We start from the raw sequence: 13,182 nt of genomic DNA on the forward strand, positions 1-13,182 counted from the left end.
ACCTGGCATCAGAGTCACGACATCACGCGCACTCGTAGACGACGTTCGTCGCCTCCGGGCGCAGGTGCCACTCGCCGCCGGGGCCCTGGACGCCGTACAGCGACTGCGCGGCGAGGAACTCCTCGGTGGTGGCGAACCGGTAGCCGGCGTCGAGACCCGTCACGGTCTCGCCCGTCTTCTCGTCGATCGTGCCCGAGTGGCTCAGCTGCCAGTCGTGCACCGCGGCCGCCAGCGGGTTGCCCGCCACGGGGACGACGACGTCGCGCCCGTCGGCGGTGCGGCCGGCAGTGCGCCACGCGGTCGCGTCGTGCGAGCTCTCGACGGAGAACTGCGCGGTCGAGCACGTGCCCACGGCGGGTGCCTGCGCGTAGTCCGCCCAGTCGCCGTCGGCGACCCGCGTGCTGCGGTCCACGCCGTCGTCCCACGTGACGTCGAGGTAGTCCAGGCCCGGCACGTCGGCGTCCGCGACCGGGATCATCGAGCCGAACGGGGTGGTGACGACGTACGACGAGGACCGCAGCCCGTCGACGTCGCTGACCACGTCGCGGCGCGCCACCGTCAGCGGCCCGAACGCCGCGACCACCTCGAGGTGCTCGGGCGAGTCCGCGGCGGGCAGCGCCACCCCGCCGACGCGGTCCGCCTCGGCCCGCGTGACGTCCGTGGACAACGCCCAGCCGTCGCCGAGCGCGAGGCTCGCGGGGAGCGTGAGCGTGTCGTAGAACGTGTCGCGGTCCTCGGCGGCCTTGGAGGAGGAGAACTCCGACGCGCACGCGTCGGTCGTGCGCGCGCTCGGGCAGACGATCGCGCGGGGGCCGTCCTCGTCGATCTCGTACAGCTCGACCCGCGGCGCCCACAGCACGGAGTCGTCGGTCTGCGCGGCGGGGAACGACAGCGCGTAGATCGCCGAGGCCTCGCGGTCCCCGACGAGCGTGAGCCGGTACTCGGGGCCGTTCGCGATCTCGTCCGGGGTGAACAGCGCGTCGAGCGCGTCGGACGCGTCCATCGCCTCGTCGAACCAGCGCTCGCCCGTGCGGGGTGCGGACAGCCGGGCGAGCACGGTCGCGTCGTCGATCTCGTCGGCGCGGACCGCGGGGCCGTCGTCGGCGGCCGTCGTGGGCTCGGCGGTCGGCTCGGCCGTCGGGCTCGGCGTGCCGGTGGGGCCGGTGGTCGTGCTGCCCGTGGCGGGGTCGACGGGCGTGCTGGAGTCCGACGAGGTCAGCGTCCAGGCGCCGAGGCCGAGCACGCCGGCGCACGCGGCGGCCCCCACGGACTCGAAGGTGTGCCGCTGGATGCGCGCCCGGCGAACGGTGCCGCGCACGCGGGTCAGGGTGCGGTCGTCGATCGGGGCCGTCGCCTGCGCGATCTCGTCGCGGGCGCCGTTCAGCATCTGGTCGAGGTTCATCGTGCGCCTCCGGGGGCGATGCGCGGGGTGGGGGAGGGGCGGACGGGGACGCGCTCGTCGTCCGTCGCGGTGTGCGGGTGGGTGCCGAGGGTCTCGGCGAGCTTCGCCAGGCCGTCGGCGGTGTACCGCTTGACGGCGCCCTCGCTGAGGTTGAGCACGGACGCAGTCTCGGCGACGGACAGGTCCTCCATCTGCCGCAGCACCACGCAGGCCCGCTCGCGCGGGGCCAGCAGGGCGAGCGCGCGCACGACGTCGCGTCCCGGGCCGGGTGGTTCGACGGTGTCCGGCGGTGCGGGCTGCGCGGCGGCGCGCAGCGCGACGAGGCGCTCGCGGCGGCGTCGGCGGGCCTCGTCGACCGCGCGGGACGCGATCGCGCGGCGCACGTACGCCTCGGCCTGCTCGACGGTCGTGAACCGGGCGCGGCCGCGGAAGGTCGCGATCAGCGCCTCCTGCACGAGGTCCGGCGCCTCGCTCGTCGAGCCGGCGACGAGCGAGGCGTGGGCGACCAGGCGTGGCCAGCGCTCACGCGCCACCTGGTCGAGCAGCTGTTCCCATGGTCTCGCCACGGCGTCTCCCCTGAGGTCGTCGGGATGTCGTAGCCATAACGCTCGTGCTGGTCGCTCGCGTTGGGGCGATCTTCCCGCACCGCGCACGGACCGCGGGACGGAGGCGTCCGGTGGCCCGATTACCATGGTCTGGTGACCGAGTCCCCGTCCTCGCCCGCTGCCGACGCGCCCGCGGTCGTCCCCGACGACACGCCCGAGCAGATCCGTATCCGGCGGGAGAAGCGTGAGCGGCTGCTCGCGGAGGGCACCGCGGCGTACCCCGTGTCGGTGCCGCGCACGCACACGATCGAGCAGGTCCGCGCGGCGTACCCGGACCTCGAGGCGGGCCAGGAGACGCACGACGAGGTCGGCGTCGCGGGGCGCGTGGTGTTCCTGCGCAACACGGGCAAGCTGTGCTTCGTCACGCTGCAGGACGGCGCGGGCACGCGCCTGCAGGCGATGCTCTCGCTCGCCGAGGTGGGTGAGGAGCGGCTCGCGGCGTTCAAGACCGACGTGGACCTCGGCGACCACCTGTTCGTGCACGGTCGCGTGATCATGTCCAAGCGCGGTGAGCTCTCGGTGTTCGCGGATTCCTGGCAGATGGCCGCGAAGGCCATTCGTCCGCTGCCGAACCTGTACGAGGGTGCCGAGCTGTCCGACGAGGCGCGCGTGCGTCAGCGCTACGTCGACCTGATCGTCAACCCCAAGGCGCGCGACATGGTGCGCACACGCTCCGCGGTGGTGCGTTCGCTGCGCGACAACTTCGCGCGCCGGGGATTCCTCGAGGTCGAGACCCCGATGCTGCAGACGCGACCCGAGGGTGCTGCGGCGCGTCAGTTCGAGACGCACATGAATGCGTTCGACATCGAGCTGTTCCTGCGGATCGCGCCTGAGCTGTTCCTCAAGCGCGCCGCGGTCGGCGGCGTCGAGAAGGTCTTCGAGATCAACCGCAACTTCCGTAACGAGGGTGTCGACGCGACGCACTCGCCGGAGTTCGCCATGCTCGAGGCGTACGAGGCCTACGGCGACTACGACACGATGGCGGCGCTCACGCAGGACCTCGTGCAGACCGCGGCGCTCGAGGCGCTCGGCACGACGACGATGACGCTCGCGGACGGCACGGAGTACGAGCTCGGGGGCGACTGGACGCACCTGACGATGTACGAGTCGCTGTCGGAGGCGGTCGGCGTCGAGATCACCCACGACACCGACGACGAGACGCTGCTGGCGCTGCTGGAGAAGGCCGAGATCGACCTCGCGCCCGCACAGCGCAACCACGGCAAGCTCGTCGAGGAGCTGTGGGAGCACCACGTGGGTGCGCACCTGTACGCGCCCACGTTCGTGCGGGACTTCCCGGTCGAGACGTCCCCGCTCACGCGTGACCACCGCAGCAAGCCCGGCCTCGTCGAGAAGTGGGACCTGTACGTGCGCGGCCTCGAGCTCGCGACCGCGTACTCCGAGCTCGTCGACCCGGTGGTCCAGCGGCAGCGGTTCGAGGCACAGGCGCTGCTCGCGGCGCGCGGCGACGAGGAGGCCATGCGCATCGACGAGGACTTCCTCACCGCGATGGAGTTCGCCATGCCCCCGTCCGGTGGAATGGGAATGGGCATCGACCGCCTGCTCATCGCGATGACCGGCCAGGGAATCCGCGACACGATCCTGTTCCCGCTCACGAAGCCGCAGGCGTGATCGTGGACGGCATCGGTGGTGTGCTGACGGCGGTCATTCCGTCGGTGGGTGTCGGTCTGTTGTTCTGGTTCGCGATGCGCGCGATCGTGAACGCCGACCGCACCGAGCGCCAGGCGCTCGCGCGGATGGACGCCGAGCAGGACGCGGCGGAAGCAGCGATCACGAAGAATTCTCAGGAGAACCGCCCGAGCGTTTGACCGACAAATGCATCCGGTGTGATGCTGACGTGCGTCACCCCGCATATTCGCGCCACATCCTCCAGGAGAACACCGGATGGCTCAGAAGGTTCAGGTCCTGCTCATCGACGACGTCGACGGCGCGGCCGCCGACGAGACGGTCACGTTCGCGCTCGACGGCGTGACCTACGAGATCGACCTCACCGCGGAGCGTGCGAGCCAGCTCCGGGACTCGTTCGCGACGTGGGTCGGCCACGCGCGCAAGGTCGGCGGGCGCTCGACGAGCGGCGCGGCCCGGCCCGCGGCGCGTCGTCGCGGCTCGAACGACGCCCAGGCGATCCGCGAGTGGGCCAAGTCCCAGGGTCTCGAGGTCTCGGAGCGCGGTCGCATCAGCGCCGACGTGCGCGAGGCGTACGACAAGGCGCACTGACCCGCAGCGCGCAGCACGAAGGCCCGGTCCCGCAGCCACGGGACCGGGCCTTCGTCGTTCGTGGCCGCTCAGGCGTCCACGGGTCGGGTGGCGGTGAGGTCGCGCACCGCCGCGTACTGCTCGCGCACCCGCGGCGCGGACGCCGCGGAGTACACCTCGGCCGTGCCGGCCGCGCTCCAGGCGGGCGGCTCGTCGGCGCCCGAGAGCACCCACGCCGCCTGCCGGGCCGCACCGTCGGCGACGTACTCGCCGGGGGTGGGGACCAGCACGTCGAGCCCGAGCACGCTCGGCGCGATGCGCCGCACGGCCTCGGACTTCGCGCCGCCGCCGATGAGGAACAGCCGCTCGACAGCGACGCCCGTCGCCCGCAGCGCGTCGATGCCGTCCGCGAGCGCGCACAGCATCCCCTCGACCGCGGCGCGCGCGAGGTGCGCGGGCGTGGTGTTGGCGAGCCGCAGCCCGTGCAGGGCACCGGTCGCGTCGGGCTTGTTCGGCGTGCGCTCGCCCTCGAGGTAGGGGACGAGCACGAGGCCGTCCGCACCCGCGGGGGCCTGCAGCGCGAGCTCGGACAGGCCGGCGTGGTCGACGCCGAGCATCCGAGCGGTCGCGTCGAGCACCCGCGACGCGTTCAGGGTGCACGCGAGCGGCAGGAAGTGCCCGCTCGCGTCGGCGAAGCCGTTGACGAGGCCGGAGCCGTCCGCGGCGGCCGAGCCGGTCACGGCGGACACGACGCCCGACGTGCCGATCGACACGGCCACGTCACCCGGGCGCAGCCCGAGCGCGAGCGCCGCGGCCGCGTTGTCGCCCGCACCCGGTCCGAGGACCGGACGACGCGCGCCGACGACCGAGCGCGGACCGGCCTCGTGCGGGCCGAGCACGCGCGGCAGCACCGCGTCGTGACCCAGGCCCAGCTCGAGCAGGTCGTGCCGGTAGGCGTCGGTCGCGGGGGACCAGTAGCCGGTGCCGGACGCGTCCGAGCGGTCCGTGACGAGGTCGTCGAACGCGGGCGAACCCGGGCCGTGGCCCGCGAGCCGCCACGTCAGCCAGTCGTGCGGCAGTGCGACCGCCGCGACCCGCTGCGCGTTGTGCGGCTCGGCGTCACGCAGCCACCGCAGCTTGGTGACCGTGAGCGAGGCGACCAGCACCGAGCCGGTCGCGTCCGCCCACGCCTGCGGGCCGCCGCCCTCGGCGATCAGGTCGAGCGCGGCCTGCGCGGAGCGCGTGTCGTTCCACAGCAGCGCGTCCCGGACCACCTCGCCGGTCTCGTCGAGCGTGACCATGCCGTGCTGCTGCCCGCCCACGCTGATCGCGTCGACGTCGTCGAGGCCGCCCGCGTCCGCGATCGCGATCTGCAGGGCGTCCCACCACGCGGCGGGGGCGACCTCGGTGCCGTCGGGGTGGGACGCGCGACCGGAGCGCACGAGCGCCCCGGTCGCGGCGTCCCGGACCACGACCTTGCAGGACTGGGTCGAGGAGTCGACCCCGGCGACGAGCGCCATGCCTGTTCCGTCCTGTCCCGTGGAGAGGGTCAGCCGCGCGCGCCGAGCGCGTGCTCGAGCGCGAGCTGGTTGAGGCGGACGAAGCCGAACCCGTGCTTGGCGACGGCGTCGACGTCGAAGTCCTCGAACGCGGAGCGGTCCGCGAGGAAGTCGGCGAGCGTCTCACCCTCGTTGAGCGTCGGCTTGGCGAGCTCGAGCACGCCGGCGGCCTCGATGGCCTCCTTGACCTCGGGGTCCTCACGGAACGCGATGGCGCGCTCCTTGAGCAGGAGGTAGGTGGCCATGTTGGCGCGCGCGGACTCCCACACGCCGTCGAAGTCCTCGGTGCGCGAGGGCTTGTAGTCGAAGTGCACCGGGCCGGTGTACTTCGGGCCGCCGCCCGGGAAGCCGTTCTCGATGAGGTCGACGGTCGCGAACGCGGAGAACAGGTCGCCGTGGCCGAAGACCAGGTCCTGGTCGTACTTGATGCCGCGCTGGCCGTTGAGGTCGATGTGGAACAGCTTCTCGGCCCACAGCGCCTGCGCGAGGCCGGTGGTGTAGTTCAGGCCGGCCATCTGCTCGTGGCCCGTCTCCGGGTTGAGGCCGACGATGTCGCCGTTCTCGAGCTTGGCGATGAGGCCGAGCGCGTGGCCGATGGTCGGCAGGAGGATGTCGCCACGGGGCTCGTTGGGCTTGGGCTCGAGCGCGATGCGCAGCTTGTAGCCCTTCTCCTTGATGTACGCGGCGACCGTGTCGATGCCGTCGGCGTAGGCCTGGTGCGCGGCGTACAGGTCCTTGGCGGAGTCGTACTCGGCGCCCTCGCGGCCGCCCCACATGACGAACGTGTCGGCGTCGAGCGACGCGGCCAGGTCGACGTTGCGCAGGATCTTGCGCAGCGCGTAGCGGCGCACCCGGCGGTCGTTCGAGGTGAACGCGCCGTCCTTGAAGACGGGGTGCGTGAACGTGTTCGTCGTGACCATCTCGACGGTGATGCCGGTCTCGGCGAGCGCGCCGCGGAAGCGGTCGAGGATCTTCTCGCGCTCGGCGTCCGAGGAGCCGAACGGCACCACGTCGTCGTCGTGGAACGTCACGTGCGCCGCGCCGAGCTCGGCGAGCTTGTGGACGGACTCGACCGGGTCGAGCCACGGGCGCGTGGCGGCGCCGAACGGGTCCTGGGCGTTCCAGCCGACGGTCCACAGACCGAAGGAGAACTTGTCAGCGGGGGTGGGCTTGCGCACCATCTCGGTACCTCTCGTCATCGAGCGGGGTGGGTATTTGTTGTATGGATGAACTTATGCGCGAGAACGGCTAGGGTCAAGCCCGTGAAGAGTCCGGCGGCGCGGCAGGGCACCCTGCGCGAGCTCAACCTGGGTCTCGTGCTGCGCGAGGTGCTCGGCGCGGCGGCGACGGGCACCACCCCACCGTCCCGCGCCGACGTCGCCGCGGCCACCGGACTCACGCGCGCGACCGTCTCCGCGCTCGTCGACCGGCTCGTCGCGGGCGGCCTGCTCGCCGAGCTCGACCCCGTCCCCACCCAGCGTGCCGGGCGCCCCGCCGTCCCGCTCGTCCCCGCGGGCGGCACGCTCGTCGCCATCGGCGCCGAGGTGAACGTCGACTACCTCGCGGTGCGCGCGGTCGACCTCGCCGGGGACGTCCTCGCCGAGCGGGTCCGGCACGCCGACCACCGCGGCTCCGACCCCGACGTGGTCCTGCGCGTCCTGGGCGCGGTCGCCGACGAGGTGCTCGACGAGGCGCGCGCGCGGCCGCCGGCGCCCGACGACGAGCCGCCGCACCAGCCGTCCGCGCCGCACCAGTCCTCCGCGCCGCCCCCGCCCTCCGCGTCGCCCCCCGCGTCGTCGGGACCGCGGTCGCGCTGCCCGGCCTCGTCGGCCGCAGCACGGGCACGCTGCTGCTCGCCCCCAACCTCGGCTGGCGCGAGGTCGACGTCGTGCGCGTCCTCGCCGAGTCGTCCCGCACGTTCGCCGAGCACCGCCCGACCCTCGCCAACGAGGCCGACCTCGCCGCGCTGGCCGAGTCCCGCGTGCGGCGGCCCGAGGGCCTCGCGAGCTTCGTCCTGGTCTCCGGCGAGGTCGGCATCGGTGCCGCGATCGTGCTCGACGGTCGCGTGTTCGGCGGCCGGCACGGCTGGGCCGGCGAGCTCGGGCACACGCTCGTCGCGGGCTCCCGCCAGCTCGAGCAGGTCGCGGGCCAGGACGCGATGCTGCGCGCCGCCGGCCTGCCGCGCGACGAGGGCGTCGAGCCGCTCGTCGCGGCCCTCGCCGCGGGCGACCCGGCCGCGCTCGCGGCGGTCGCCAGCGCCGGGGAGGCGCTCGGCGTCGCGCTCGCCAACGTGCTCAACACCGTCGACGTGCCGCACGTCGTGCTCGGTGGGACGTACGCGCGGCTCGCGGACCACGTGCGCGAGCCGGTGCTGGCCGCGCTGCGCGCGCACGTGCTCGCCGCGCCCTGGGCGGAGCCCAGCGTCGACGTCGCGCGCGCCGGGAGCCACGCCGCCGTCGCCGGCGCCACGCACGCCGTGCGCGACCGCGTGGTCGCCGACCCCACGGCCTGGCTCACGCCCTGACCGGCGGCTCCGGGCGCTCGCTGCCTAGACTCGCCCGGTGACTGAGCTGTGGATCGGGACCTACCCCGTCGCCGGGGCCGGCACGCCGGTGGGGCAGGGTGAGGGCGTCTGGTCCGTCCTCCTCGACGACGAGACGGGCGCCCTGACCGGCGCGCGCCTGCGCACCGAGCTGCCCGCGCCGTCGTTCCTCGCGCTGCGCGCGCCCACGGCGCCCGACGAGGTCACGGCCCCCGACGGGACCCCGGCCCCCGACGACGTCCTCGCGCCCGACGGGACCTCCGTCCCCGACGGGACCTCCGTGCCCGACGACGTGCGCACCCGCGTGTACGCGGTGCTCGAGGACGAGGCGGGCCGGGTCGCGGGCCTGCTGCCGCACGACGGCACGCTCGCACCCGACGCGTTCGTCCCCTCGGGCGGTGCGTACCCCTGCCACCTGCTCGCGACCGAGCACGCGCTGCTCGTCGCCAACTACGGCTCGGGCACGCTCGGCGTCCTCGCGCTCGACGAGACCGGCGCGCTGCGCGGCGACCAGCCCGCGGTGCTCGGCCACGCGGGCCACGGGCCGCGCGAGGACCGGCAGGAGGGACCGCACGCGCACTTCGTCGCGCTCGCGCCCGGCGGACGGCACGTGCTCGTCGTCGACCTCGGCACCGACGAGGTGCGCCGGTACCTGTGGGACGGCCGCACAGCGACGCCCGACGGCGTGGCCGCGACCCTCCCGCCCGGCACCGGGCCGCGGCACCTGGACTTCTCGTCCGACGGCAGGTTCGCCTACGTCGCGGGTGAGCTCGACGTCGCGGTGCACGTGCTCGCGTGGGACCGGGACACCGCGACCGGCACGCTCGTGCAGTCGGTCCCCGCGGTCGTCGGCGGCGCCGCCGGCCCGGCGCCCGGTCAGCCGTCGCACCTCGTCGTCGACTCCGGGACGGTGCTCGTCGCGGTGCGCGGCACCGACGTGCTGACCGCGTACGCCGTCGGCGACGACGGTCTGCTCGGCGCCGGGAGGTCCGCGGACCTCGGCGGCTCCTGGCCGCGGCACTTCGCGGTCGTCGGGCGGTGGGTGGTGGTCGCCCTCGAGCGTGCGGGCGAGCTCGTCGTGGTCGACCGCGTGCTGCTGACCGCCCAGGCGGACCCTGCGGGTGCCCCCGGCGCCGACCCGGTGCGCTCGCGCGTGCCGCTGCCGTCGCCCACGTGCGTGCTGCCGCACCCCTGAGCGCGTCCCAGCAGGCGGACGCGACGCGCGGTGCGGCGCGGGCGGCCGCCGCCGAGGCGACAATGTCCCCGCACCCTGGCCCAGCAACCCCGCCCAGCAGCCCGCCCGGCACCCCGCCCGGCATCCCACGCCGGAGCGGACGACCAGCAGGAGGATCCGTGGAACGCGCACCGCGCATCGCGATGCTGTCGGTGCACACCTCGCCGCTGGAGCAGCCCGGCACGGGCGACGCGGGCGGCATGAACGTCTACGTGCTCGAGCTGTCGCGCGCGCTCGCGGCCCGCGGCGCGCGCGTCGAGATCTTCACGCGCGCCACCTCGTCGGACCTGCCCGAGAACGTCGTCCTGCCCGGCGTCGAGGCCGACGGCACGCCCCTGACGATCGAGGACTCGCCCGAGCGCGTGCGCGACGTGCTCACCGCGTGCGACGTGCCCGCCGGGGTCGTCCCGCCCGTCGTCGTGCACCACGTGCCCGCGGGCCCGTTCGAGCGGCTCGACAAGAACGACCTGCCGGGCGTGCTGTGCGGCATGGCCGCGGGCGTCCTGCGGTGGGAGGCCGCGCGGCGGCCCGGCTGGTACGACGTCGTGCACTCGCACTACTGGCTCTCGGGGCAGGTCGGTGCGATCGCCGCCGACCGCTGGGAGGTGCCGCTCGTGCACACCGCGCACACCCTGGCCAAGGTCAAGAACGCGTCGCTCGCGCCCGGGGACCAGCCCGAGCCGCCCGCGCGCGTGCTCGGCGAGGAGCAGGTGGTCGCCGACGCCGACGCGCTCGTCGCGTCCACGCCCGCCGAGGCCGCCGAGCTCGTCGAGCTGTACGGCGCCGACCCCGCGCGCGTGCACGTCGTCGAGCCCGGCGTGGACCTCGAGCGCTTCGCCCCCGTCCCGCCCGACGAGCGTGCCGCTGCCCGGGCCGCGCTCGGGCTGCCCGCGGACCGCGACGTCGTGCTGTTCGCGGGGCGCGTGCAGCCGCTCAAGGCCCCCGACGTGCTGGTCCGCGCGCTCGGGGTGCTGCGCGAGACCGGCCGCCCGGTGCCGCTGCTCGTCGTGCTCGGCGGTCCGTCGGGCCGGACCACCGCGGTCCGCGAGCTCGAGGCGCTCGCGGAGATCACGGGCGTCGGCGACTCGCTCGTCGTGCGTCCGCCCGCCGCCCGGGACGAGCTCGCGGGTTGGTACCACGCGGCCGACCTGGTCGCCATGCCGTCGCGCTCCGAGTCGTTCGGGCTCGTCGCGGCCGAGGCGCAGGCCGCGGGCGTGCCGGTCGTCGCCGCGGCCGTCGGTGGGCTGCGCAGCATCGTCGACGACGGCGTCTCCGGGATGCTCGTGCGCGGGCACGACCCGCGGCGCTGGGCCGGTGTGCTCGCCGACACGCTCGCCGACCGGGACCGGCTCGCGGAGTTCGGCACCGCCGCCCGGCGGTCCGCCGAGCGGTTCGGCTGGGAGAGCGCCGCGGACCAGCTGCTCAAGGTCTACGCGGTCGCCCGCGAGGCCCGCGGCGCGCGCGCCCAGGGCTGACCGCGCGCTCGTCGTACCCGCGCCCGCGAGCGTGCCCGGGGGACGGACGTCCCTGCGACCCCCGCGCCGTGCTGAGGCAGGATGGGCACATGACGTACACCCTGGTGCTGCTCCGCCACGGCGAGAGCGAGTGGAACGCGAAGAACCTCTTCACCGGCTGGGTCGACGTGGCCCTCTCGGAGAAGGGCGTCGAGGAGGCGAAGCGCGGCGGTGCGCTGCTCAAGGACGCCGGCATCCTCCCGGACGTCGTGCACACCTCGCTGCTGCGCCGGGCCATCACCACCGCGAACCTCGCGCTCGACGCCGCGGACCGGCACTGGATCCCGGTGAAGCGCTCGTGGCGCCTCAACGAGCGCCACTACGGCGCGCTGCAGGGCAAGGACAAGAAGCAGACGCTCGAGGAGTTCGGCGAGGAGCAGTTCATGCTCTGGCGCCGCTCGTACGACGTCCCGCCGCCCGCGATCGAGCCCGGCTCGGAGTTCTCGCAGGACACGGACCCGCGTTACGCCGGTGAGCCGGTCGTGCTGACCGAGTGCCTCAAGGACGTCCTCGAGCGCGAGATGCCGTACTGGGAGTCGGGCATCGTGCCGGACCTGCAGGCCGGCAAGACCGTCCTGGTCGCCGCGCACGGCAACTCGATCCGCGCGCTCGTGAAGTACCTCGACGACATCGACGACGACACGATCTCCGGGCTCAACATCCCCACGGGCATCCCGCTGGTGTACGAGCTCGACGACAGCTTCAAGCCGGTCGTCAAGGGCGGCACGTACCTCGACGCCGCCGCGGCCGAGGCCGCGATCGCCGCGGTCGCCAACCAGGGCCGCTGACCGACCCACCGCGAAGGGCCGCCTCCTCACCGGGAGGCGGCCCTTCGTCGTCCCCGGGTGCGGAGGCGGCCCGGCACCCATGGCCCCGTCGCATCCGCGCCGCCCCCACCCGCGGGTGCAGCGACGGACCGGGCGAGTCGGCAAGAAGCGGACGCCTCGCGACACGAGGCGGGTAGGACGCACCCGAGGAGAGGTCGACGCATGAGCACCACGATCGAGCGGCGGGAGACCGTGCGCACGGAGGGCGGCTGGGTGCGGGGCGCGTGCCTCGCGGCGGGCGTGTGCCTCGCCGTCGTGGCGTACGTCGCGTTCCTCACCGCGGCCGGCAACGGGCCGTCGTGCCCCGCGATCTTCCCGCCGCCCGAGGGCTGCGAGCCCGAGCGGGGGCTCGACACGATCGTCGCGATCGCGGTCCCGTTCGGAGCGGTGCTGGGCGCGGGCGTCGCCACGCTCGCGGCACGGCGCCTGCCGGCGGCGGCCCGCGTCGCGATCCTCGTGGCGCTCGCCGCGGCGAGCGTCGCCGCGGTCGCCTGGACCGCCGCCCTGCGCGGCTGAGCCGCTCGCACCGCGGCGGTGGGGCGGCGGTCGGGTGCGGGGTCAGGCGGGGGTCGGCAGGCCGTCGGACGTGGGCTGGGTCGTGCCCGTGACCAGGTAGGTGATGCGGCGCGCGACCGAGACCGCGTGGTCGCCGAAGCGCTCGTAGTACCGGCCCAGGAGCGTCACGTCGACGGTCTCCTGCGGCGTACCGGTCCACGCGCCGCCGAGCAGCGCGGTGAACGTGTCCTCGTGCAGGCCGTCGAGCAGGTCGTCGTCGGCCTCGATGCTGCCGGCCAGCGCGACGTCGCGGTTCTCGAGCAGCGTCGTCGTGCGTCGCGCGACGCGCACCGCGGCGTCGTGCATCTGCGCGAACGTCGGTGCGAGCGGCTCGGGCACCGCGTGGCCGGGGTAGCGGCCGCGCGCGACCTGCGCGACGTGCCGCGCGAGGTCGCCCATCCGCTCGAGCGTCGAGCTCATCCGCAGCGCGGAGACGACGATGCGCAGATCGGTCGCGACGGGCTGCTGCTGCGCGAGCAGGAGCACGCAACGCTCGTCGAGGTCGCGCTCCATCGCGTCGATCCCGAGGTCGTCGGCGATGACGGACTCGGCGAGCGCGAGGTCGGCGGTCAGCAGCGCCACACCGGCGTCGGTGACGGCGCGCTCGACCCGGCGGCTCATGGCCACGAGGTCCTCGCCGAGCTGGGTGAGCTCGGCGTCGAAGATGTCCCGCATGTCAGTCCTTCCCGTCGGCGGGCACGACGAGGCCCGTCCGGTCGGCGCCCACGGT

14 protein-coding genes are annotated in these 13,182 nt (G+C 74.6%); 8 read left to right on the forward strand and 6 right to left on the reverse strand.

What is annotated here, in order from left to right:
* Positions 1-22: 22 nt before the first annotated feature.
* Both CBP52_RS15915 and CBP52_RS15920 read right to left on the reverse strand, forming a co-directional pair.
* Positions 23-1,402, reverse strand: coding sequence for a hypothetical protein (locus tag CBP52_RS15915; protein WP_094181781.1), 1,380 nt, complete (start codon positions 1,400-1,402; stop codon positions 23-25).
* Entirely contained in the window at positions 1,399-1,968 is a 570-nt protein-coding gene (locus CBP52_RS15920; protein WP_094181782.1) for a sigma-70 family RNA polymerase sigma factor, read from the reverse strand. Before CBP52_RS15920 ends, CBP52_RS15915 begins: the two co-directional genes overlap by 4 nt.
* Before the next feature lie 132 nt (positions 1,969-2,100).
* Here CBP52_RS15920 and lysS point away from each other — a divergent pair, with 132 nt between their 5' ends.
* The 3 genes from lysS (at position 2,101) to CBP52_RS15935 (ending at position 4,242) form a co-directional block, all read left to right on the forward strand.
* Entirely contained in the window at positions 2,101-3,636 is a 1,536-nt protein-coding gene (gene lysS / locus CBP52_RS15925; protein ID WP_094181783.1) for a lysine--tRNA ligase, read from the forward strand.
* A 2-nt stretch (positions 3,637-3,638) separates the two neighbouring features.
* Entirely contained in the window at positions 3,639-3,833 is a 195-nt protein-coding gene (locus CBP52_RS15930; protein WP_094182451.1) for a hypothetical protein, read from the forward strand.
* Positions 3,834-3,909: 76 nt separating this feature from the next.
* The gene (locus tag CBP52_RS15935; RefSeq protein WP_094181784.1) at positions 3,910-4,242 is read left to right on the forward strand and encodes an Lsr2 family protein; all 333 of its coding nucleotides are present in this window, start codon (positions 3,910-3,912) and stop codon (positions 4,240-4,242) included.
* A gap of 68 nt (positions 4,243-4,310) precedes the next feature.
* On the opposite strand, the gene xylB is transcribed toward CBP52_RS15935, so the two are convergent.
* From xylB to CBP52_RS18410, 3 genes are read right to left on the reverse strand one after another with little or no spacing between them, the layout of a single operon-like run.
* Entirely contained in the window at positions 4,311-5,741 is a 1,431-nt protein-coding gene (xylB, locus tag CBP52_RS15940) for a xylulokinase (protein ID WP_094181785.1), read from the reverse strand.
* A 29-nt stretch (positions 5,742-5,770) separates the two neighbouring features.
* Positions 5,771-6,961 carry a xylose isomerase gene (gene xylA / locus CBP52_RS15945; RefSeq protein WP_094181786.1) on the reverse strand — a complete coding sequence of 397 codons (1,191 nt, stop codon included), beginning with the start codon at positions 6,959-6,961 and terminating at the stop codon, positions 5,771-5,773.
* A 51-nt stretch (positions 6,962-7,012) separates the two neighbouring features.
* A complete protein-coding gene (locus CBP52_RS18410) occupies positions 7,013-7,531 on the reverse strand; it encodes a hypothetical protein (protein ID WP_232514546.1) in 519 nt (172 codons plus the stop codon).
* Positions 7,532-7,593: 62 nt separating this feature from the next.
* Here CBP52_RS18410 and CBP52_RS18415 point away from each other — a divergent pair, with 62 nt between their 5' ends.
* The 5 genes from CBP52_RS18415 to CBP52_RS15970 all read left to right on the forward strand — a co-directional run bounded on the left by CBP52_RS18415 (position 7,594) and on the right by CBP52_RS15970 (position 12,413).
* Complete coding sequence (locus CBP52_RS18415; RefSeq protein WP_232514811.1) at positions 7,594-8,304, forward strand: ROK family protein; 711 nt, start codon at positions 7,594-7,596, stop codon at positions 8,302-8,304.
* Between the two features lie 37 nt (positions 8,305-8,341).
* The gene (locus tag CBP52_RS15955) at positions 8,342-9,517 is read left to right on the forward strand and encodes a beta-propeller fold lactonase family protein (protein WP_094181787.1); all 1,176 of its coding nucleotides are present in this window, start codon (positions 8,342-8,344) and stop codon (positions 9,515-9,517) included.
* 182 nt (positions 9,518-9,699) lie between these two features.
* Positions 9,700-11,031 (forward strand): glycosyltransferase, encoded by a 1,332-nt coding sequence (locus tag CBP52_RS15960; protein WP_198303621.1) that lies wholly within the window; start codon positions 9,700-9,702, stop codon positions 11,029-11,031.
* An 89-nt stretch (positions 11,032-11,120) separates the two neighbouring features.
* Positions 11,121-11,858 (forward strand): phosphoglyceromutase, encoded by a 738-nt coding sequence (locus CBP52_RS15965; protein WP_094181788.1) that lies wholly within the window; start codon positions 11,121-11,123, stop codon positions 11,856-11,858.
* Between the two features lie 201 nt (positions 11,859-12,059).
* On the forward strand, positions 12,060-12,413 hold the full coding sequence (locus CBP52_RS15970; RefSeq protein ID WP_094181789.1) for a hypothetical protein: 354 nt from the start codon (positions 12,060-12,062) through the stop codon (positions 12,411-12,413).
* Positions 12,414-12,455: 42 nt separating this feature from the next.
* Here the strand turns inward: CBP52_RS15970 and phoU are convergent, their stop codons facing one another.
* The gene (gene phoU, locus CBP52_RS15975) at positions 12,456-13,127 is read right to left on the reverse strand and encodes a phosphate signaling complex protein PhoU (RefSeq protein ID WP_094181790.1); all 672 of its coding nucleotides are present in this window, start codon (positions 13,125-13,127) and stop codon (positions 12,456-12,458) included.
* Positions 13,128-13,182: the final 55 nt, after the last annotated feature.

This window comes from Cellulomonas sp. PSBB021 (assembly GCF_002240455.1).
Taxonomy (GTDB): Bacteria; Actinomycetota; Actinomycetes; order Actinomycetales; family Cellulomonadaceae; genus Cellulomonas; species Cellulomonas uda.

What these genes read in the sequence shown, in the direction of transcription:
- CBP52_RS15970 (WP_094181789.1), top strand. Translation starts at nt 12,060, where the DNA reads ATGAGCACCACGATCGAGCGGCGGGAGACCGTGCGCACGGAGGGCGGC.
- CBP52_RS15935 (WP_094181784.1), top strand. Translation starts at nt 3,910, where the DNA reads ATGGCTCAGAAGGTTCAGGTCCTGCTCATCGACGACGTCGACGGCGCG.
- CBP52_RS15960 (WP_198303621.1), top strand. Translation starts at nt 9,700, where the DNA reads ATGCTGTCGGTGCACACCTCGCCGCTGGAGCAGCCCGGCACGGGCGAC.
- CBP52_RS15915 (WP_094181781.1), bottom strand. Translation starts at nt 1,402, where the DNA reads ATGAACCTCGACCAGATGCTGAACGGCGCCCGCGACGAGATCGCGCAG.
- xylB (WP_094181785.1), bottom strand. Translation starts at nt 5,741, where the DNA reads ATGGCGCTCGTCGCCGGGGTCGACTCCTCGACCCAGTCCTGCAAGGTC.
- CBP52_RS15965 (WP_094181788.1), top strand. Translation starts at nt 11,121, where the DNA reads ATGACGTACACCCTGGTGCTGCTCCGCCACGGCGAGAGCGAGTGGAAC.
- phoU (WP_094181790.1), bottom strand. Translation starts at nt 13,127, where the DNA reads ATGCGGGACATCTTCGACGCCGAGCTCACCCAGCTCGGCGAGGACCTC.
- xylA (WP_094181786.1), bottom strand. Translation starts at nt 6,961, where the DNA reads ATGGTGCGCAAGCCCACCCCCGCTGACAAGTTCTCCTTCGGTCTGTGG.